This is a genomic window from Gemmiger formicilis (assembly GCF_900167555.1).
GTDB classification, from domain to species: domain Bacteria; phylum Bacillota; class Clostridia; order Oscillospirales; family Ruminococcaceae; genus Gemmiger; species Gemmiger formicilis.
In genome coordinates this window covers 1-20,800 of the sequence record NZ_FUYF01000015.1, presented here as the reverse complement: position 1 = coordinate 20,800, position 20,800 = coordinate 1, and the positions used below count along the sequence as shown (strand labels likewise).

Below are 20,800 nucleotides of genomic sequence, written 5' to 3'. Positions count from 1 at the left end.
GGATTCCATATCCGCCCGCGGCACCTGCCGGAAGCTGCACGGGCGCATATAGAATGCGCCCCTACGGCGGCAGAGATTTTTGAGCGGTGCGCCGGCACCGCGACCCACCAATTTTATTATCTATTATCTCCACAACATCGCCTCTCATGTCTTTGCACTGCGCAGCAGAGACCTACATAAAAATAAAGGTCCCGGGCGCAGACGGGGCAGAAGGAAAGGCTATGTCTTTTATGTATTTCCTGGCCGTATTGATCGGCCCGCTGGTGAAGATCCTGTACAGCTTCATCGGCAACTACGCGGCAACCATGATCGTTGCCACCCTCATCCTCAAGCTGCTGCTGTTCCCCCTGAGCATCCATCAGCAGAAGTCCACGGCCAAGATGTCCGTGTTCCAGCCGCTGATCACCGAGATCCAGCAGAAGTACAAGAACGACCCCCAGAAGCAGCAGGAGGAGCTGATGAAGCTCCAGCAGGAGCACGGCTACAACCCCATGGGCGGCTGCATGCCCATGCTGCTGACGATGCTGGTCCTGTTCGGCTTCCTGGGCGTTGTGTACTACCCCGTACACTACATCTTCGGCGTTGATAACGCCGCCGTCAAGGCCGCGTGCGAGGCCATCGGCCTGGCCACGACCAACACCTCCACGATGCAGACCGCGCTGATCCAGGCCATCCACAACGGCGCGTCCATCGACCCGTCCATCATCTCCGCCAGCGTTGTGGCCGAGATCCAGAACTTCAACACCTCCTTCTTCGGCATGGATATGTGCGATGTGCCCGGCTTCCACCTGACCCCCATCGCCATCTTCCCGGCCATCGCCACGGTCACGATGTTCGTCAGCTACTTCATCACCCAGAAGCTCTCCGGCATGGATGCCCAGATGCAGGGCAGCATGAAGGTCATGATGCTCGTCATGAACCTGATGTTCGTCACGTTCTGCTTCAATGCCCCCGTCGGCTTCTCCCTGTACTACGGCGTGTCCAACGTGGTCCAGATCTTCCAGTCCTACGTGACCTACAAGATCTACAGCCCCGAGAAGTTCAAGGCCCAGTATGAGGCCGAGCTTGCCGCCAAGCGCGCCGAGAAGAAGAAAAAGCGCACCGTCACCGTCGAGCAGAACGGTAAGCAGGTCGAAAAAGAGGTCACCCTGGGCGAGGCCAACAAGCTGCGCCTGGAGATGGCCCGCCAGCGCGAGGCCGAACTCTACAAGGACGAGCGCACCACCCCACTGAATAAGGATTGATTACACGGCAAAAGAGGTGCGCTCCCGTTGCAGAGACTGTAGGGGCGAGCATTGCTCGCCCGCGCCGTTGGCGGCTGTGAGGGAGTGTATCCCCTGCCGCCGTAGGGGCGCATTCTATATGCGCCCGCCCCGCTCCCCGTTGTGATGAACGTAACGATAAGAAATAAGAAGGAGGTTCCCCCTATGCGCAGTATGGAAATGAGCGCCAAGACCGTTGAGGCCGCCGTACAGGCCGCCTGCGAGGCTCTCGGCGTTGACCGTGATGACATCAACGTAAGCTACGAAGTCCTCGAATTCCCCACCCGCAAGCTGTTTAAGACCATCCCCGCCAAGGTCCTCGTGAAGGTCGAGGAGCCCGAGGCGGAAAAGCCGGCTGAAGTTTCCACAAAGCCCGCCGAGGTTGTTGAAATCTCTGACGAGACCGCCCCTGAAATCCAGAAGGAGGTCGTCGAGGATATGGTCGAGGAGGCCGAGTTGGCCCCCGTCCCCGGTGAGGAAGTCGAGGTTCCCCTTGACATCGACGCCGACCCGCGCCTGCAGGCCGCCGTTGACTACCTGACCCCGATCTTCAACCTGATGGGTGTGGAAAACTTCACCTTCACCGCTGTCAAGAAGGGCGCTGCCACGGTCCTGAAGGTCTCCGGCGAGCACATGGGCGCGCTGATCGGACGCCGCGGCGAGACGATGGAGTCCCTGTCCTACCTCGCCAGCCTCGTTGTGAACCGCATGGAGGGCCCTTACGTCAAGCTGGGCCTGGATGTCGGCGGCTACCGCAACAAGCGCGAGGACGACCTCTCTGCCCTTGCCAGGCGCATTGCAGACCGCGTCATCCGCACGGGCTGCTACTATGAGATGGAGCCGATGAACCCCTACGAGCGCCACATCATCCACACGGCCATCGCCGAGATCGACGGTGTGCGCAGCGAGAGCAAGGGCGACGGCCCGGCCCGCCATGTGGTGCTGTACTCCACCGACCCCGATGCCTGCAACCTGCCTGACCGCGACAACGCCCGCAACCAGCGCGGCGGACGCCGTGACGGTGGCCGCGGTCCCCGCCGTGACAACCGCGGCGGACGCGGCCCCCGCGGCCCGCGTGAGGGCGGCAGAGGCCCCCGCTACGGTGGTGGTCCCCGCCGCGACAACCGTGGTGGCCCCCGCTACGGCGGCCCGCGCTCCAGCGTGCCCGCCCGCGAGTTTGCGGATGCCCCGCGCGACCCCGCAGCCAAGCCGATGGCACCCAAGACCACCGAGCGCATCCACGACGGTGACGATTTCGCCTTCGGTAAGATCGAGTTTTAAACAACAGTGTTGAAAAAGCAGCTGCTCCTGTGCGGGCAGCTGCTTTTTGGTTTTTATGCGAGCGAGCAGTCTCTTGTTCCCCCGCTAAACTCTTTCCACATCGTTTTCCACAGTGATGTTGAAAACTCTTATTTTTCCACCGTTCACAACCGGCTATACATGGGGCAAAAATGAACCGTTTGTAAACAAGATATAGGCGTAACCACGGCCCGGCACCCCTACAGGTACCCCTTTTCCACAGGAAAACCGGTTTTCCACCGTTTCCCGGGGTTTTCCCTGTGGAAAACTCGTGAAAACTGTGGAAAACTATAAAATAACGGTGTTTCGCAGAAAACGAGCGGAACTTTTTGCGAAAGGCTCTCTGCAGACCTTATTTTCCTGTTGAAAATGTTGAAAACTGCCTATAGTTGTAGAACCCCGCGGTGGAAAAGTCCGAAATGTTGTTAAAAACACAGATGTAGCCGTACCGAAAACAAAGTGGGATGCAGTCGGTTATCAAACGTCCATGCCCGGCAACGAGGATACATTTTCAACCGTATGGCCAGCCCAATGTTGAAAGAAAAACAACAACCGGAGAACGGCATCCCGCATAAACTCGCGGGCGGCATATATGCCGCCCCTACAGCGCTTACGTGAATTACATCAGTAGGGCGGGGTGCCCACACCCCGCCGCAAGTTCGCGCGGGTACCCGTCAACGGGCAGCCACCCACGTAGGGGGCGGCGTCCCCGACGCCCCGGAAACCTCCTATCGCCGCCCATCCCCGGGAAAACCCCCGGGCCGGGCATGCCCGGCCCCTACCGCGCGGCGGTGGGCAAGCCCCATGCCGTCCGTAAACGCCCACGGAGGGGTCAAGACCCCTCCCTACGGACCGCCCCATCAACGAGTGCCCGCACCCCGCCGCAAGTTCGCGCGGCCACACGTCAACGGGCAGCCACCCACGTAGGGGGCGGCGTCCCCGACGCCCGGAAACCTTCTGCCGCCGCCCATCCCCGGGAAAACCCCCGGGCCGGGCATGCCCGGCCCCTACCGCGCGGCGGCGGGCAAACCCCATGCCGTCCATAAACGCCCACGGAGGGGTCAAGACCCCTCCCTACGGACCGACCCATCAGCGCTTACGTGAATTACATCCGTAGGGCGGGGTGCCCACACCCCGCCGCAAGTTCGCGCGGCCACACGTCAACGGGCAGCCACCCACGTAGGGGGCGGCGTCCCCGACGCCCCGGAAACCTCCCGTCACCGCCCATCCCCGGGAAAACCTCCGGGCCGGGCATGCCCGGCCCCTACCGCGCGGCGGTGGGCAAGCCCCATGCCGTCCATAAACGCCCGCGGAGGGGTCAAGACCCCTCCCTACGGACTGACCCATCAGCGATTACGTGAATTACATCCGTAGGGCGGGGTGCCCGCACCCCGCCGCAAGTTTGCGCAGCCGCCCGTCAACGGGCAGCCACCCACGTAGGGGGCGGCGTCCTCGACGCCCCGGAAACCTTCTGCCGCCGCCCATCCCCGGGACACCCCCCGGGCCGGGCATGCCCGGCCCCTACCGCGCGGCGGTGGGCAAGCCCCATGCCGTCCATAAACGCCCACGGAGGGGTCAAGACCCCTCCCTACGAACCGACCCATCAACGAGTGCCCGCCCCCGCCGCGCGGCGGTGCGGGAACGGCGACAAAAAAACCGAGGCGATCCCTTTTCCCGGGACTGCCTCGGTTCTTTATATAAGCATATAAGCGCTTAATCGTGCCGGATGGCTTCCAGTGCACTGATCCTGACCGCCTTGTTTGCGGGCAGGATACCGGCTACCAGCCCCACCAGCGTGGCGAATACCAGCGCCGCCAGCATGAGCCAGGGCGGGATGATCGAAATGGCTGCGCTGCCGCCCCCGTCCATGTAGTAGTACCCGCCGCCCATCATGCCGGACAGGTCCAACCCGCCGCCCTGACCGAACGCCGCTAAAATTGTGGAAAGGTTGTTCAGCACAAAGCTGGCCAGCAGGCTGAACGCTACGCCGATCAGCCCGCCGATAAACCCGATGGTCGAGCTTTCCAGCAGGAACATCGTGCGGATGCTGCCCAGCTCACAGCCCAGCACCTTCATGACGCCAATCTCCCGGGTGCGCTCATAGATGGCCATCGTCATGGTGTTGATGATGTTGATGGCCGCCACAAACAGTGAGACCGCCGCGATGCCGCCGAAGATCATCTGGCTTTTTATGACCTGCTGCTGCATCTCCTCGCGCTGCTGGTTCATCGAGTAGGTGTTGGTGAAGCCCAGCTCGTGGATGGCCGTCTCAACGTCGGTGACGTTCTTCAGGTCATCGACCTTGACGTAGACCTGCTCGTAGCTCTTTTCCTCGGTCTTGGTTTTGGTCATGTCGTTGTAGACCTTTTGCAGCATCTTCATGTCCTGAATGCGCAGCACAATGCCGCTCTGAGTCCAGTAGCCCTTGGCACCGTCCGGCTCCAGCACGCCCACGACCTCCAGCTCCCAGCTGCGGGTCTTTTCGGTGGAGCCCTCGCCGGTCCGGATGGTCAGGGTCATCTTATCCTTGTCGATGTCCACAAAGGGCGGCAGCTCCTTGCCGTTGGCATCGGTCTGGCCCTGCCAGCGGTAGCGCTTGGGGCTGTTGGGGCTCTTGCGCGAGTCCTGAAACTCATACCCGGTGGACCCGCCGACCAAAATCTGCAATTTCGCCGCCTTCTCGCTGGCGGGGGTGTTCGTGAGCCAGCTGCCGCTCTGCAGGGCGAAGCCCATCGGCTCCAGTGCGGTGGGGTCGATGCCGATCAAATTGTAAATTTCCATCGTGTAGCGGTCATTGCGGCCCGCCGTGATGGTGCCCTCCAGATTATACGCCTGCGCGTAGGGCGTGGCCGCCGCCACGTGGGGGATCTGCTTGATGTTGGCGATGGCCGCGTCGTCCAGATACAGCGGCTTGCCGTCGCTGCCGACCATCGTGCCGTAGCCGTAGATCTGCACCTGGGTCAGGTCGCCCCAGCTTTGCAGCATCTCCTCGTTGGTTTTGGTCTGGGCAATGCCCAGCGAGATCATCAGCACGACCATGCAGGTGCCGATGACGACGCCGACGAGCGTCAGCGCCGTGCGGCCCTTGCGGCGCAGCAGGTTGCGCGCCGACAGGCTGATTTCATCAGAGATCTTCATCGCTGTCCTCTGCTTCCAGCGCGGCCAGTGCCTTGGCCTTTTTGCGCTTGCGTACCACGACCACGATGACCACGATCACGACCACTGCGCCGCAGACACCGATGAGCACCCACGCCCAGACCGGCATACCGGTCTGCTCGGGCTCGACGTCGTCCATCGACGGGTCATAGTTGAAGTCGTCCATGTTCATCTCCTCGGCACTGACAGAGAAGTCCTTCGAGATGGTCTGCGGGTTGCCGGAGGCATCCTCGTAGTTCAGCGTGATGATGCCGCTGACCGTGCCCGCGGCATCGGGGACGATGTCGAAGTCCACGCTGCCCTCGGTGCCGGCGGCCAGGTTGCCGAGGTACTGGTAGCCGCCCGCACCTAGATTCGTGCCGGTCAGACGGGCTTCCAGATTGCTGACGGGGTTCTTGCCCTTGTTGACGTAGGAGAGGGAGACGCTGCCGGTGTCGCCGACATAGATCGTGTCGCCGGACAGCTCAAGCTGGCCGACCTCAAAGCGGTCGGGCTGGCTGACGGGCACGGAAATCGTCGTGGTGCCGCTGACCTCCTTGCCGGTGACAGAGCCGGTGCCGGTCATGTTGACGGTGATGCTGGCCACCGTGCCGGTAAAGCCGGAGGCGGGCATGACCTGGAACGTGACGTCCCGGGTCTGCTTGGGGCAGATGGTGCCGAGGTAGCTGGACAGGCTGCCGCCGTTCAGGGAGATGTTCTCGGGCAGCGTCAGCGAGACGATGACGTCGTCGAGGTTCTCATTGCCGTCGGTGGCGTAGAGGCCGAGGGAGAGGTCGAACGCCTGCCCTGCGGTGACGCTGTCGCCGTAGCTGGAGGTGCGCACGAGCAGGTTGGGCGAGGTCGTCTGGTCCTTGTCCACGCACTGGCCCAGCGTGACGCTGAACTGCTGCAGCGGCTTGGCGGTGTCCAGATAGGACAGGTTGATGGGCAGCGTGTTGCCGCCGCCGTTGTAGATGACGTCGCGGAACAAAATGACGTAGCTGTAATAATTGTACTGCGCGTTCGCCGCAACCTCCTCCGGCGAGGCCGAGCCGTTGCGGACGTTCTGCAGGCGGGTGGCGTTGGGGTCGTCGTTGCTGTCGAACAGCTGACCGATCTCGCCGGTGCCGGTGTAGGTGAACACGGCGGAGTTGATGCGCGCGGAGATCTCCTCCGGCTTGACGCAGTACCGCGCCGAGGCGTGGTCCACGACCTTGAGCACGATGTTGATCTTGTCACCGACCTGCACGGTGGTGACCTCGCCGCCCGCAGTGTCGGTGACGGAGTAGGCGGAGACGTAGACGCCGTCGGAGCTGGTCGTGTCAATGGCCGCCGTCGGCGTGGGGGTGGGGTCGGTGACATCCGGTGTGATGACGTCGTCTGCCATAACCGGCGCACACAGCGCCGCCGCCAGAGCAAAGGCGGTCAGCAGGGAAAATAGGCGTTTCATGGTTGGTTTGTACCTCCAAATTTTATAACCCCAAGGCTTCCCCCTGGGGGGAAGCTGCCGCCCGCAGGCGGCTGATGAGGGGAGAGCTTGTGTGGCGGCTCCGTGAGCGGGCCGCGGCGGAAACACGCCCCTCAACCGCCCTCGGTCGGGGCCTCGGGCACCTTCCCCCAAGGGGGAAGGCTTATTACTTTTTCTGTTCCTTCGCTGCCTCCCCGCCAATATCCAGATTCCCTTCCAGATCGGCAAAAAGGGCGTCGCGGTTTTTCTTCTTCGTCTCCTCGTCCTGCACGACGTTGGAGCAGACCTTGCCGTCCAGGATCGTCACAATGCGGTCCGCGCACTCGGCCAGCTCCGGCTCGTGAGTGACCATAACGAACGTGACACCGCTGTTTTTGGACATTTCCAGCATACGGTACAGTACCTGCTTGCTTGTGCGGGAGTCGAGGTTTCCTGTCGGCTCATCGGCAAAAATGACCTTGGGACTGCTGACGAACGCGCGGGCAATGCCGACGCGCTGCTGCTGGCCGCCGCTCATCTCGGTGGGCAGGTGGTTGGCGCGGCCCAGCAGACCCATGGATTTCAGCTCTTTGCGGGCGCGGGCCAGACGGGTCTTTTTGTCCACACCCTTGAACATCAGCGGCAGGGCGACATTCTCCGCCGCCGTCATGGTGGGCAGCAGGTTGTAGCTCTGAAAAATGAACCCCAGGTGCTGCTGGCGGAACTCGGCCAACTCGTTCTCGGTCATTTTGCTGATCTCGTGCTTTCCTATGTATACCTTGCCGGACGTCGGCTTTTCCAGCCCGGCCAGCTGGTTCAGCAGCGTGGACTTGCCGCTGCCCGACTGGCCGACGATACAGCAGAACTCGCCCTTTTCTATCGACAGATCGACATTATTCAGCGCAACGACGCGCTCCTTGCCGACGGCATAGACCTTGCGCAGCTTCTCTGTACGGATGATTGGTGCCAAACGCACACCTCCTTACGTGCAATATACCACATATTGTACCATATTTCGACGATGGTGGGAAGATGGGGAAGTTGTAAAATCTGTTCCTTTCCTATATAATAGACGACAAAAAGGGGGCAGACGTTACCATGGAGTACACAATTCATCCGATTGCGCATATCCGCACGGATTTTACGGATAAATTCGGCATCCCGCGGCAGAGCGGGCTGGTGCCGGAGCTGACGGCGCGCATCGTGTTTGAGCCGGAATACCGCGACCCGAACGCGCTGGTCGGCATCGAGGGGTATGACCGGCTGTGGCTGATCTGGCAGTTTTCCACCGTGGCGGCGGAGTATGCCGCGGGCAAAAGCTGGAGGCCCACCGTGCGCCCGCCGCGCCTGGGCGGCAACGAGCGCCGCGGCGTCTTTGCAACCCGCAGCCCCTACCGCCCGAACGCGCTGGGGCTTTCCTGCGTGGAGCTGGCGGGCGTCGAAAACGGCGAGCTGATCGTCCGCGGCGCGGACCTTTTGGACGGCACGCCGATCTTCGACATCAAGCCGTATCTGCCCTATGTGGACGCCTACCCCGACGCCCGGGGCGGGTTCACTGATACGACAAAGGAATACGCTTTGCAGGTGGTTTGTCCCGACGCGCTTTTGTGCAAAGTGCCGGAAAACAAGCGCGCCGCTTTGTCCGGTGTGCTGAAAAACGACCCCCGCCCCGCTTACCAGCACGACCCGGAGCGGGTGTACACGCTGGATTTCGGGGAGAATAAGGTAAAGTTCAGCGTGGACGGGGATGTGCTGACGGTGCGGGAGATTTTGTAAAAAAGGATGTTTTTTGCGTGGGCGAAGGACGCGAGAAAAGCCTCCCCTCACAGGGGAGGTGGCCGCGAAGCAGGCCGGGGGGGTTCAGGGGGTTGACGGCAGGTGACCGTTGACGAGCGGCGACACAAGGCCCGTCGGAATCCCCCAGTCACCTAACGGTGACAGCCCCCTTTGACAAGGGGGCCTTTTCCCCTGCGGGGGTTCGGGGGAACACCCGAGTTTTAAAACGGAGCAGGGGGCGCGGGCGTTAAGAACGAAAAGTAATACTGCTTTCGTTTAGCCCGCGCCCTCTGCGACCTCCTCTTTGGGAATCCAAGGGGCGTGCAGCCCCTTGGTCGCGGGTCCGCTGCGTCGAAACAGCGGCAGTTTTCTTTGCGAGCTTTCTTTTGCTGTCAAAAGAAAGCGGGTTCCCGGGAGGCTGCCGTTCCCGGGCAAAGATTCCACCATCCGGAACACTGTCCCATAAACCGTACCCCAAAACGCCCTAAAAACCGCCTTATTCGTCATTGTGGTCAAAATGCACACAACAACTCTAAAAATATGTGCAACTTTCTGAACAAAACCCCTTTACGAAAAGGGGGGTTTTTTGGTACAATAAAGCTATGCAAAAGCGTTTGTCTGGAACTATGCCCGGAGCAAGAATGGGGCATGTGCCAAATGACGCAGGATTTGTGCGGCCCTGACAACCGCACAGCTCTATAATGCAAAACTCTAATAAAAACGGAGGAAAGAAAATGCCCAGAGCTAAACAGTCTATGGACGGCAATACCGCTGCGGCGCATGTAGCTTATGCATTCACCGATGTGGCTGCCATCTACCCCATCACCCCCTCCAGCCCCATGGCCGACACCGTTGACCAGTGGAGCGCTGCAGGCCTGAAGAACATCTTCGGCAACCAGGTCAAGGTTGTTGAGATGGAGTCCGAGGCCGGCGCCGCAGGCGCTGTCCACGGTTCTCTCGGTACCGGTGCCATCACCACCACCTTTACCGCTTCCCAGGGTCTTCTGCTGATGATCCCCAACATGTACAAGATCGCCGCTGAGCAGCTGCCCTGCGTCTTTGACGTTTCTGCCCGTACCGTTGCTACCCAGTCCCTGAACATCTTCGGTGACCACAGCGACGTTATGGCCGTTCGTCAGACCGGCTTTGCCATGCTGGCCGAGAGCAACCCGCAGGAGGTCATGGACCTGTCTCCCGTTGCCCACCTGTCCGCTATCGAGGGCCACGTTCCGTTCGTGAACTTCTTCGACGGCTTCCGTACCTCCCACGAGATCCAGAAGATCGAGAAGTGGGACTACGAGGATCTGAAGGAAATGTGCAACATGGAGGCTGTCGAGGAGTTCCGTGCCAAGGCCCTGAACCCCGAGCACCCCAAGATGCGCGGTTCCCACGAGAACGGCGACGTCTTCTTCCAGCATCGTGAGGCCTGCAACCCCGCTTACGAGGCTCTGCCTGCCGTTGTTGAGAAGTACATGGCCAAGATCAACGAGAAGCTGGGCACCAACTACGACCTGTTCAACTACTACGGCGCCGAGGATGCTGACCGCGTCATCATCGCCATGGGCTCCATCTGCGACGTCGCAGAGGAGGTCGTTGACTACCTGACCGCCAAGGGCGAGAAGGTCGGCCTGGTTCTGGTCCGCCTGTACCGTCCCTGGGTCTCCAGCGCCCTGCTGAAGGTCCTGCCCAAGACCGTCAAGAAGATCGCCGTTCTGGACCGCACCAAGGAGCCCGGCTCCCTGGGCGAGCCCCTGTACCTGGATGTCGCCACCACCCTGCGTGAGGCCGGCATGAACGACGTCGTCCTGACCGGCGGCCGCTACGGCCTGGGCTCCAAGGACACCCCGCCGTCCAGCGTCTTTGCTATCTACACCGAGCTGGAGAAGGACGCTCCGAAGTCCCGCTTCACCATCGGCATCACCGACGACGTGACCAACCTCAGCCTGCCTGAGGTCAAGCCCGCTCCCATCACCTCCGCCCCCGGCACCAAGGAGTGCAAGTTCTGGGGTCTCGGCGGCGACGGTACTGTCGGTGCCAACAAGAACTCCACCAAGATCATCGGCGACCATACTGACAAGTACATTCAGGCTTACTTCCAGTATGACTCCAAGAAGACCGGCGGTGTCACCATCAGCCACCTGCGTTTCGGCGACAAGCCCATCCGCAGCCCCTACTACATCAACCAGGCTGACTTCGTGGCCTGCCACAACCCCGCTTACATCCACATGGGCATGAAGATGGTCCAGGATGTCAAGCCGGGCGGCGTCTTTATGATCAACTGCCAGTGGACCGATGCCGAGCTGGATGAGCACCTGAATGCTGCCGACAAGAAGTACATTGCCGACAACAACATTCAGCTGTACACCATCAACGCTATCGACAAGGCTATCGAGATCGGCATGGGCAAGCGCACCAACACCATCCTGCAGTCTGCCTTCTTCAAGCTGGCCGACGTCATGCCCATCGACGATGCCGTCGAGTACATGAAGGCCGCTGCCAAGAAGAGCTACGGCAAGAAGGGCGACGCTGTTGTCCAGATGAACTGGAAGGCTATCGACGCCGGCCTGGACGCTGTCCATAAGGTCGAGGTCCCCGCCTCCTGGTCCAACCCCGCTGCTGATCCGGCTCCGAAGGCCCTGAAGGGACCCGAGGCTCTGGTCAAGCAGATCCGCGACGTTATGGAGCCCATCTCCCGTATGGACGGCGACAGCCTGCCTGTCTCCGCCTTCGAGGGCAACGTCAACGGCGAGTGGGAGCAGGGTGCTTCCGCTTACGAGAAGCGCGGCACGGCTGTTATGGTTCCCGAGTGGAACGCCGAGAAGTGCATCCAGTGCAACCAGTGTGCCTTCGTCTGCTCTCACGCCACCATCCGTCCGTTCTGCCTGACTGCTGCCGAGGCTGAGGCTGCGCCCGCTTCCACCAAGCTGGCCGACACCAAGCCCAAGGCAAGCGAGTACAAGTTCACCATGGCCGTGTCTCCTCTGGACTGCATGGGCTGCGGCGAGTGCGTCACCGTCTGCCCGACTGCCGCTATCGAGATGAAGCCGCAGGAGAGCCAGTCCGAGCAGCAGGCTGCTTTCGACTACTGCGTCGAGAACATCCGCAAGAAGGACAACGTCCCCGGTGTTGTTTCCGAGGTTTCCGTCAAGGGTTCCCAGTTCAACCAGCCGCTGCTTGAGTTCTCCGGCTCCTGCGCTGGCTGCGCCGAGACCTCTTACGCCCGCCTGATCACCCAGCTGTTCGGCGAGAAGATGTTCATCTCCAACGCCACCGGCTGCTCCTCTATCTGGGGTGGTACCGCTTCTATCAGCCCGTACACCACCAACAAAGAGTCCGGTCACGGCCCCGCCTGGATCAACTCCCTGTTCGAGGACAACGCTGAGCACGGCCTGGGCATGCAGATCGGTTATGAGACCGTCCGCGCGAACCTGATCACCAAGGTTGAGGCCCTGAAGGGCAAGAATGCTGAGCTGGATGCTGTCATCGACAAGTTCCTGGAGACCAAGAACAACACCAAGGCTAACGACGAGCCCGCAAAGGCCCTGATCGCTGCCCTGGAGGCCTGTGGCTGCGACGAGTCCAAGGAGATCCTGAAGGACAAGCAGTACCTGGCCAAGAAGAGCTTCTGGATCTTCGGCGGCGACGGCTGGGCTTATGACATCGGTTACGGCGGCCTGGATCACGTCCTGGCTTCCGGCCACGACGTCAATGTTATGGTCTTCGACACCGAGATGTACTCCAACACCGGCGGACAGGCTTCCAAGGCCTCCAACATCGGTGAGGTCTGCCAGTTCGCTGCTGCCGGTAAGGAGATCAGCAAGAAGTCTCTGGCTGAGATCTGCATGACCTACGGCTACATCTATGTTGCTCAGATCGCTCTGGGCGCCAACATGGCTCAGGCTGTCAAGGTCATCGCCGAGGCTGAGGCTTATCCCGGCCCGTCTCTGATCATCGGCTACGCTCCCTGCGAGCTGCACGGTGTCAAGGGCGGCATGACCAACTGCCAGAACGAGATGAAGAAGGCTGTTGCTGCCGGTTACTGGAACCTGTTCAGCTTCAACCCCGCTGCCAAGGCCGAGGGCAAGAACCCGTTCACCCTGACCTCCAAGGCCGGCGACATGAGCAAGTATCAGGACTTCCTGGCCAACGAGACTCGTTACAGCCGTCTGGCTCGCGCCTTCCCGGATCGCGCCAAGGCTCTGTTCGAGAAGAACCAGGCTGCCGCCGATGCCCGTTACGAGCACCTGACCAAGCTGGTCGACCTGTACAAGTAATTTGTGCAAGGGCTGCTTAACGGCTAAAGCTACATAAAAAGTGCCCCACGCAGAAATGCGTGGGGCACTTTTTTTGTAGAGCTGTAGGGGCCGGGCATGCCCGGCCCGCAACTTCGCCGCTGTATCGCTTTAATCTTCAATTTGTAGGGGAGGAATTCACCCCTCCCGTGCACCTGCTGGTGCAGCCTCTTACATGGTTTATTCTGTAGGGGTCGGCGTCCTCGACGACCCGGCAGCTTTCCGCCGACGAAAACCTCCGCGGCGGCCTGTGGGCAGGCCGCCCTACAATCCCCTTTCCCGGTTGTGCGTAGGGCGGGGTGCCCTCACCCCGCCGCAGGTTCATGTGGCCGTTCGTTTTCCTTTTTCACACCGGCCTCAACACCAGCTCCAGCCCGTTCTTCCCCCAGCCGAAATCCGCGGCGGCGTACCCGCGCTCGAGCACCCGCGGCAGGGCCGGGTCAGCCAGATGGCACCGGCGCAGCGGGTCGCGCCATTGCACAAGACCGTGCGCTGAAAAAATCAGCATCTGGTCGGCCCCGACCATGGGCCGCATCCCGCGCAGCGTCAGCCCTGCCGAGAGATACTGCGCACACAGATCATCACACGCCTCTGGGTGTTCCAAGTCCAGCGGCAGCACGGCCCAGACATGGTAGCTGGCGTACCGCTCGGTGGCCCAGCGCAGCGCCAACCGCAGAAAATGCCGCAGCTGCGTGTAATCCTCGCGCAGTATGGGCGGCGTCAGCACCGCACCCTGTCCGTCGGCCCCGTAGCCTGCGGCACGCAGACTTGTGGGCAGCGGGTCCTCGGCGTAGAGCGGCAGCAGCGCGGCGGCGGCCTGCAATTCGTCCTGCCCGGCGTAGTCGCCGACGATCTGGCCTTCCTCCAAGGCCGGGTGCAGGCAGGGCAGCAGCGGCAGCCCGCCCGGCCCGGCCAACGCGCGCAGGGCATCGGCATGGGCGGCGGTAAGTACACGGGCGTCAAAGATGTTGGTACGTTCGAGAGTTTGCAGCATAGTTGGGAATCCCTCCGTTACAAAAATTGTTGCATAGTTTATTGTAGCGAATGGGAAATATAAAAAATGTCGCATCCCGGGTGGGATGCGACAGAAAAAAGGCTTCCCCATCTGGGGGAAGCTGTCCGCGAAGCGGACTGATGAGGGCAAAGCTTACGTGGCTGCTATAAAAACGGGCAATAAGGCAAACTTCCCCCTCATCCGGCGCTGCGGCGCCACCTTCAGTCTCCGCGCTAAGAGCCGCCTACGGCGGTTGCGCTCCGACACGCGCCTGCGGGCGCAGTCCCTTGGGGGAAGGCTTGGAAGTTACAGCTTTCGCTTCCTCGCCAGCTCCTCAAAACTGCGATTTTCCGTGAAAAAGCGCTTGTAGGGGTTGTCCGGCAGGGGCGGCGTTTTGGGCCGGGGCTGCATCTTTTTGCGCAGATGCCCCTTCAGGGGCGGCAGCGCCCGGCTCATTCGGCGGCGGTGGAGACAGCCCCTGCGGTCAGGGTGTCCCACAGCTCGGCGCAGCCCTCGTAAGTCGGGACCTGCTGTTCGTCCCAGACGCCGCGGCGTCCCACGTAGAGGTGCGCCAGCACGCTCTGGTTCGTGCCGGTGACGTCGTCCATCAGGGTGAGACCCTCATAGCCGCCCAGATCCAGCCCGGTCAGCACGGGGCAGTCGGTCCAGCGGTAGACCATCTCGCGCCAGTCGGCGTCGGTGGTCTCGGGGTCGTCGGGGACCGTGCCGTCCAGATATTGCAATGCGCCGGTCTGGGCCTCAAAGCCTTCGGGGTCCTCCAGCAGGAAAATGTAGGTCTTGCCGCCGGACGACAGCTCGGCGCTCAGCCGGGTGACGCCGGCCATCTGGTAGTAGGCGTCGGTGCTCTCATTCGCGGCGTCAAAGTCAACGGTGTAGCTGTCCACCTGCACAACGACCTTGCCGTCGCCGTTCAGGTCGGAGCAGAACGGCGTCAGCGCGTCCTGCAGCGCGGTGACGGTGTCGGTGGGCAGGTCGCTGGTGCCGACATAAGCGACCTGCACGTCGGGGCGCGTCTGAAAAACGGTGTCCTTGATGATCCACACGCCGAACACGACGACCAGCACGGCCACGACCACGGCCATCCAGTGATAGTGCCACCAGTTGGCGGCTTTTTCTTTTTTTGTATATTCGCGCGGGGGTTCCGGCGTCTGATTGTAAGTTTCGGTACTGTCCTTTGTGACCCAAGCCATAGTGCGGGTACGCTCCTTTTATCATACTTTTTCTATTATAACACAAATCGACAGGAAAATTTGTAAACTTATTTTGACCACGCCTTGCAACGGCGGGGGAAAGAGGGTATGATATAGTTGTGATAGTGTAGGCGGGGGCGGGCCGGAAGCGAGTGGAAACGCAAACGCCCCGGGAGGGATGAATCCCTCCCCTACGGATGACCCGGTCACGGTAGTTGGTCGGAAAGCAGCGGAGGGGTCAAGACCCCTCCCTACGGACTGCTGTTTCCGGCAGCGGGGGTTCGGGGGAACTCCCGACTCAAAAGTGGAGGAAGGCTCGGCGGCGTTAAGAACGGACAGTAATACTGCGTCCGTTTAGCCGCCGAGACTTCCGACTTCCTCTTTGGGGGTCTTGGGGGCGTGCAGCCCCCAAGTCGCGGGTCCGCTGCGTCGAAACAGCGGCAGTTTTCTTTGGTTCTTTCTTTTGCTGCCAAAAGAAAGAACAACCTCCCGGGAGACTGCCGTTAAAACTTTAGCCGAGAAAGGAAACCTCGTCATGTCAAACGAAACAAACGAAACTCCCGTCCAGGGCCGTAAGGTCGGCATTGCGCGCTTTTTTGAACTGCTGGGCCGCGACCTGTGGCCGCTGTATAAATCCGGCATCCTCTGCGTGCTGGGCTTTCTGCCCGGCACGGCGCTGGCCGTCTTTGGCATGATGGCCGGGTCCGCGCTGCTGACTGTCGTCGGCGGTGTGGTCGGCGGCCTGGTCGGCGGGCCGTTCCTGTCCGGTATGATCGATACCGTGCTGCGCGCCCTGCGCGATGAGCCCGGCTACTGGTGGAACACCTATAAACGCGCCTGGAAGCAGAACTGGCGGCAGAGCCTTGTGCCCGGCGCACTGCTGGGCCTGTTTGTGGGCAGCTGGGCCTGGATGCTCCGCGCCCAGGCCGAGAGCGGCAACACCAGCACCGCCCTGTGGGTCGCCTCCTTCGCGGGCATTTTCGTCTGCACGGGCTTCTTCACCTGGCTGCTGGCGCAGGTGCCGCTCGTGGATCTGCCGCTTGCCCAAATCGCCAAAAACGCCGGGCTGATGTTCTTCGGCTTCTTCCCGCGCACCGCGGCGGCGGCGCTGGTGCTGGCCCTGTACTGGGGCGCAACGCTGCTCTACCTGCCAGCCACGATCCTGACGATTTTGGCGTTCGGCTTCTGGCTGCCCGTCACGATTGCCCTGATGATCGTCTACCCGGGTCTCGAAAAGGTCTTTAAGCTCGAGGAAACGATCAACGCCCGCCGCGCCGCCGAGATCGAGGAGCGCATGGCGCAGAACCAGCCCAAATTCGACCAGTAAGGGGGACCCGGTATGGAAAAAAATACCGTCCTTTTGCAGGACACCGAAGCCTTCATGCACGGTGAGCTGGACAACGTGACCGTCCAGCAGAACTGCATCGTGCTGGATCTGGTGCAGGGCGGCTATGTGCCCTACGGCTGCTACACCAGCGCACCGATCCCGATGCCGCTGTTTGATGCGCTGCGGGTCAGCTGGAACGCGGCCTCGCCCGAGGACACGGCGGTGGAGGCCCAGGTCCGCGTCATGGTGGACGGCAACTGGACGACGTGGAACAGCTTTGGCAAGTGGAGCCCCAGTCTGCACCGGGAAGGCCCGCCCTACCAGGCGCGCGGCCCCGTGCAGCGCTGGCCTGACCGTTTGCAGCTTGACAGCAAATACGCTACGGCGGTGCAGCTGCGCATCTACCTTTACTCCAAAAATGAGAAGGTGAGCCCTGCTGTTATGCTGCTGGGGGCCAGCGTGCGGATGGTGGACGTCATCCCCGCGCGCGGGCGGCTCGTCAACGCACGGCTGCACCTGATGCCCTACACGGCGGCCCGCCGCGCCCCGGCGCTGCAGCCCTGGATGGACGCGGCGATCTCGCTGGCCAGCCTGACGAACCGCTGGGGCGCCGATCTGCTGCCTGAGGAGTTCGCCCAGGTGCTGCGCGACTGGCGCGCACCCGATGACTGCGGCCCCCGAAACCTGAGCTTTGCCGCCGCCGCGGCGGCGCAGTGGGGCTTCCCCGCGTGGGTGGCCTACGCGGACCTGGCGCTGCTGCGCGCCGAGGCCCGCGCCGGGTGCGGCGCTGTCGTTACATTGCAATCGACCCCGGCACAGATCGCCGCCGGTGCGCCGGAGCGGCACTGCGCAGCGCTGCGCGGGTTTGCCTCGTCGCTGGACGGCGAACCCAAGGTGCTGCTCTGTGACCCGTATGCCGCGGCAGAGGATTTCGGCTGCGAGATCGAGATACCGCTGGACGACTTTATGGTCGCGTGGGACAATGTGGCCCTGCTGATGCGCCAGCGCAAGTCCAGCACGCCGCCGCAGGGCCGTACCCGGTGCAGCGCGTGGATACGCCCCGTGGGCACCGACGCGCCCGGCATCTACCGCCTCTACCTGAACGGCGAGGAGCACCCCCTGCCCGACGACTTCTGTGCGCAGGGCGGCGTTCTGGCCTACAGCCTGCCCGATGAGCACCCCCACGCCACCACGGCCCACCGGCAGTTCAGCTATGTGGAGCCGACGCAGGGCGGTATCCTGCTTGAGCACGGCGACACCCCGCGCAAGTACACAGTCTACGCCATCGGCACCGACGGACGGATGATCGTCGGCGATGTGACGGTATAAAAGGAGAACGCTATGAAGCTGCTGATCGCATCGGATATTCACGGCGCGGCGGGCTATTGCCGGGACCTGCTGGCCGCCTGGGACCGTGAGGGCGCAGACCGCCTGCTGCTGTTGGGCGACCTGCTCTACCACGGGCCGCGCAACGACCTGCCGCCCGACTATGCGCCCAAGGAGGTCATCGCCCTGCTGAACGCGCGGAAAAATCAGATTTTCTGCGTGCGCGGCAACTGCGACACCGAGGTGGACCAGATGGTGCTGGAATTTCCGGTGCTGGCCGACTACGCGGTCCTCACGGCGGGCAGCCGCCTGCTCTACGCGACCCACGGCCATGTGTACAACACGGCCCACCTGCCGCCGCTGCAGCCCGGGGACATCCTGCTGCACGGCCACACGCACATCCCCGCCTGGGAGGTGTTCGGGACGGATAATCTGTATCTCAACCCCGGCTCGGTCTCCATCCCCAAGGCAGGCACCCCCCACAGCTATATGACGCTGGAAAACGGCGTGTTTACCTGGAAGGAGCTGGGCGGGGAGGCGTACCACACGGAATCCCTTTAAAACATAGCTTGTAGGGAGCGGTCTTGACCGCTCCGCGGAACCGTGCGGCTGCCGCAAGGCGCACGGAGGGGTCAAGACCCCTCCCTACGATGCAAACATGATAGCGCGGTAGGGGCCGGGCATGCCCCCGATGCAAGCATAACACGACACCCCGTAGGGCGGCCGGTCCCCGGCCACCGCGGCACACCATAGATTTACGCGAGGAGTATACTATGAAAATCCCTGCAAAAGGCTTTACCCACGGCGGAAAATTCCATGCGGACGATGTTTTTTCCACCGCCCTTTTACAAATCCTGCGCCCTGACATTCAGGTGACGCGGGGCTTCGTTGTGCCGGATGACTTCGACGGCATCGTCTACGACGTCGGCGGCGGCATGTTCGACCACCACTCCGAGCCGCGGGAGTGCCGCCCCAACGGCGTGCCCTACGCCGCGTTCGGTCTGCTGTGGCGGCTGCTCGGCGCACAGCTCGTGGGTGAGCATCAGGCCCGCCTGCTGGACGAGAACTTCATCCAGCCGTTGGATCTGAACGACAACACCGGCGAGCAGAACTCGCTGGCCGACGCCATCGGCAGTTTCAACCCGCTGTGGGACTCGAAGGATGACCCCGACGTGTGCTTCTGGCGCGCCGTGCCCGTGGCAAAGCAGATCCTTGAGAACGAGATCGCCGCCGCCAACGCCGTGAACCGCGCCGACGATACGGTCCGCCGCGCTTACGCCAGCATGAAGGACGGCATCGTCGTGCTGCCCGCCTACATGCCGTGGAAAAACGGCCTGTACAAGACCGACGCAATCTTTGTCGTCTACCCCAGCCAGCGCGGCGGCTACAGTGCGCAGTGTGTCAACGACCACCGCACCAAGCGCAGCAAGCAGCCGTTCCCGGTGGCCTGGGCCGGCAAGCCCGAGGACAAGCTGCGCGAGGTCAGCGGCCTGGGCCTGCGGTTCTGCCACCCCAGCCGGTTCCTGATCACCGCCGATGACAAGGCGACGGCCATCGAGGCATGCCGCCGCACGCTGCGCGCCGCGGGGAAGAAGGTCAGCGAGGAATGAGCGAAGCCGAACCGATTCGCTTTGGCCCGTCCCCCAGCCCCGCCGAGGCGCAGGAGCCGACCCCCGCGCCCGCCTGGGCCTACCTGCTGCGCTGCCCGGACGGCAGCCTGTACGGCGGCTGGACGAAAGATCTGGCCCGCCGCTTAAAAGCCCACCGCAGCGGCAAGGGCGGGGCCAGGTACACAAAAAGCCATGGCAGGGATGCCGTGCGCCTGGCCTACGCAGAGAAATGCGCCGATAAAAGTGCGGCATTAAAACGCGAAGCAGCGCTGAAAAAGCTGCTGAAGGCCGACAAAGAGGCCCTGGCCGCCCGGTGGGCCGCCGACAACAAAATTACCCTGCGGATGGCCACGCCGGACGATGCCGCCGCGGTCTGTGCGCTGTACAACTGGTACGTGCGCCACGGCACGCAGACCTTCCAGTACGCGCCGTCCACCGTGGAGGAATACCGCGCGAACATTGCCCATGTGCGGGAGAACGCGCCGTTTATCCTGGCCGAGAGCGCCGACGGGCGGCTGCAGGGCTTTGCCTGTGCGCACCTGTGGCATGAGCGCGAGGCGTACTCGTGGGATGTCGAGACGACGGTCTACTGTGCGCCCGACTGCGTCGGTCAGGGCGTCGGCGGGCGGCTGTACCGCGCACTGCTGGCGCTTTTGAAGGCGCAGGGCTATTACAACGCCTTTGCCCTTGTGGCCGGGAATAACCGCCAGAGCAACGATTTCCACCGCGCGATGGGCTTCAAAAAGATGGCGACGGAGAAGCGCACCGGGTACAAGTTCGGCCAATGGCTGGACCTGGATTACTGGGTGATGGTTCTGCACGAAGGTGACGGGGAGCCGCAGCCGGTCCGCAAGACCCTGACGGACGCGGAAATTGCGGAGGCGATGGGGTAAGGACGGTGTCTTTCCCGTGGACACTTCCGCTGCCGCACACGGGCACGGAGCGGTCAAGACCGCTCCCTACAAAGCACCCGTGAACGTTAGTCCGTAGGGAGGGGTCTTGACCCCTCCGCTGCGACCTTGCGCAGCAACCCGTTAAACGGGCGGCCACGCGGACCTTCGGCGGCATGGGGGCATGCCGCCCTACGGCTGTAATACAGGTAACATCTGCCCCAAAGCCGC

Annotated in this window: 14 protein-coding genes; 9 read left to right on the top strand and 5 right to left on the bottom strand. The window is 62.3% G+C overall.

Features of this window, described 5'->3' with window-relative positions:
• Positions 1-221 precede the first annotated feature (221 nt).
• On the top strand, positions 222-1,244 hold the full coding sequence (locus tag B5D32_RS11130; protein ID WP_159447032.1) for a YidC/Oxa1 family membrane protein insertase: 1,023 nt from the start codon (positions 222-224) through the stop codon (positions 1,242-1,244).
• A 183-nt stretch (positions 1,245-1,427) separates the two neighbouring features.
• On the top strand, positions 1,428-2,543 hold the full coding sequence (jag, locus tag B5D32_RS11125) for an RNA-binding cell elongation regulator Jag/EloR (protein ID WP_078785100.1): 1,116 nt from the start codon (positions 1,428-1,430) through the stop codon (positions 2,541-2,543).
• Between the two features lie 1,731 nt (positions 2,544-4,274).
• Here the strand turns inward: jag and B5D32_RS11120 are convergent.
• From B5D32_RS11120 to B5D32_RS11110, 3 genes are all read right to left on the bottom strand, one after another.
• Positions 4,275-5,699 (bottom strand): ABC transporter permease, encoded by a 1,425-nt coding sequence (locus tag B5D32_RS11120; protein ID WP_078785099.1) that lies wholly within the window; start codon positions 5,697-5,699, stop codon positions 4,275-4,277.
• Positions 5,686-7,146, bottom strand: coding sequence for a COG1361 S-layer family protein (locus tag B5D32_RS11115; RefSeq protein ID WP_078785098.1), 1,461 nt, complete (start codon positions 7,144-7,146; stop codon positions 5,686-5,688). The genes B5D32_RS11120 and B5D32_RS11115 overlap by 14 nt, the downstream gene beginning before the upstream one ends.
• A gap of 184 nt (positions 7,147-7,330) precedes the next feature.
• A complete protein-coding gene (locus B5D32_RS11110) occupies positions 7,331-8,119 on the bottom strand; it encodes an ABC transporter ATP-binding protein (RefSeq protein WP_333520006.1) in 789 nt (262 codons plus the stop codon).
• A 122-nt stretch (positions 8,120-8,241) separates the two neighbouring features.
• Here B5D32_RS11110 and tsaA point away from each other — a divergent pair, with 122 nt between their 5' ends.
• Together tsaA and nifJ are read left to right on the top strand one after the other, a co-directional pair.
• A complete protein-coding gene (gene tsaA, locus B5D32_RS11105) occupies positions 8,242-8,919 on the top strand; it encodes a tRNA (N6-threonylcarbamoyladenosine(37)-N6)-methyltransferase TrmO (protein ID WP_078785096.1) in 678 nt (225 codons plus the stop codon).
• Positions 8,920-9,653: 734 nt separating this feature from the next.
• Positions 9,654-13,193, top strand: a complete 3,540-nt coding sequence (gene nifJ, locus B5D32_RS11100) for a pyruvate:ferredoxin (flavodoxin) oxidoreductase (RefSeq protein WP_078785095.1) — start codon at positions 9,654-9,656, stop codon at positions 13,191-13,193.
• A 364-nt stretch (positions 13,194-13,557) separates the two neighbouring features.
• Here nifJ and B5D32_RS11095 read toward each other — a convergent pair whose 3' ends face one another.
• Both B5D32_RS11095 and B5D32_RS11090 read right to left on the bottom strand, forming a co-directional pair.
• Positions 13,558-14,205, bottom strand: a complete 648-nt coding sequence (locus tag B5D32_RS11095; RefSeq protein WP_078785094.1) for a hypothetical protein — start codon at positions 14,203-14,205, stop codon at positions 13,558-13,560.
• A 452-nt stretch (positions 14,206-14,657) separates the two neighbouring features.
• Positions 14,658-15,416: a hypothetical protein gene (locus tag B5D32_RS11090; RefSeq protein ID WP_078785093.1), complete on the bottom strand. Its 759-nt coding sequence runs from the start codon at positions 15,414-15,416 to the stop codon at positions 14,658-14,660.
• Between the two features lie 535 nt (positions 15,417-15,951).
• On the opposite strand from B5D32_RS11090, the gene B5D32_RS11085 reads away from it, so the two are divergent.
• The 5 genes from B5D32_RS11085 to B5D32_RS11065 all read left to right on the top strand — a co-directional run bounded on the left by B5D32_RS11085 (position 15,952) and on the right by B5D32_RS11065 (position 20,572).
• The gene (locus tag B5D32_RS11085; protein WP_078785092.1) at positions 15,952-16,743 is read left to right on the top strand and encodes a DUF624 domain-containing protein; all 792 of its coding nucleotides are present in this window, start codon (positions 15,952-15,954) and stop codon (positions 16,741-16,743) included.
• Between the two features lie 12 nt (positions 16,744-16,755).
• Positions 16,756-18,072 (top strand): ubiquitin family protein, encoded by a 1,317-nt coding sequence (locus B5D32_RS11080; RefSeq protein WP_078785091.1) that lies wholly within the window; start codon positions 16,756-16,758, stop codon positions 18,070-18,072.
• 12 nt (positions 18,073-18,084) lie between these two features.
• Positions 18,085-18,630, top strand: coding sequence for a phosphodiesterase (gene yfcE, locus B5D32_RS11075; protein WP_078785090.1), 546 nt, complete (start codon positions 18,085-18,087; stop codon positions 18,628-18,630).
• Between the two features lie 212 nt (positions 18,631-18,842).
• Positions 18,843-19,679 (top strand): MYG1 family protein, encoded by an 837-nt coding sequence (locus B5D32_RS11070; RefSeq protein ID WP_078785089.1) that lies wholly within the window; start codon positions 18,843-18,845, stop codon positions 19,677-19,679.
• On the top strand, positions 19,676-20,572 hold the full coding sequence (locus tag B5D32_RS11065; protein ID WP_159447031.1) for a GNAT family N-acetyltransferase: 897 nt from the start codon (positions 19,676-19,678) through the stop codon (positions 20,570-20,572). The genes B5D32_RS11070 and B5D32_RS11065 overlap by 4 nt, the downstream gene beginning before the upstream one ends.
• Positions 20,573-20,800: the final 228 nt, after the last annotated feature.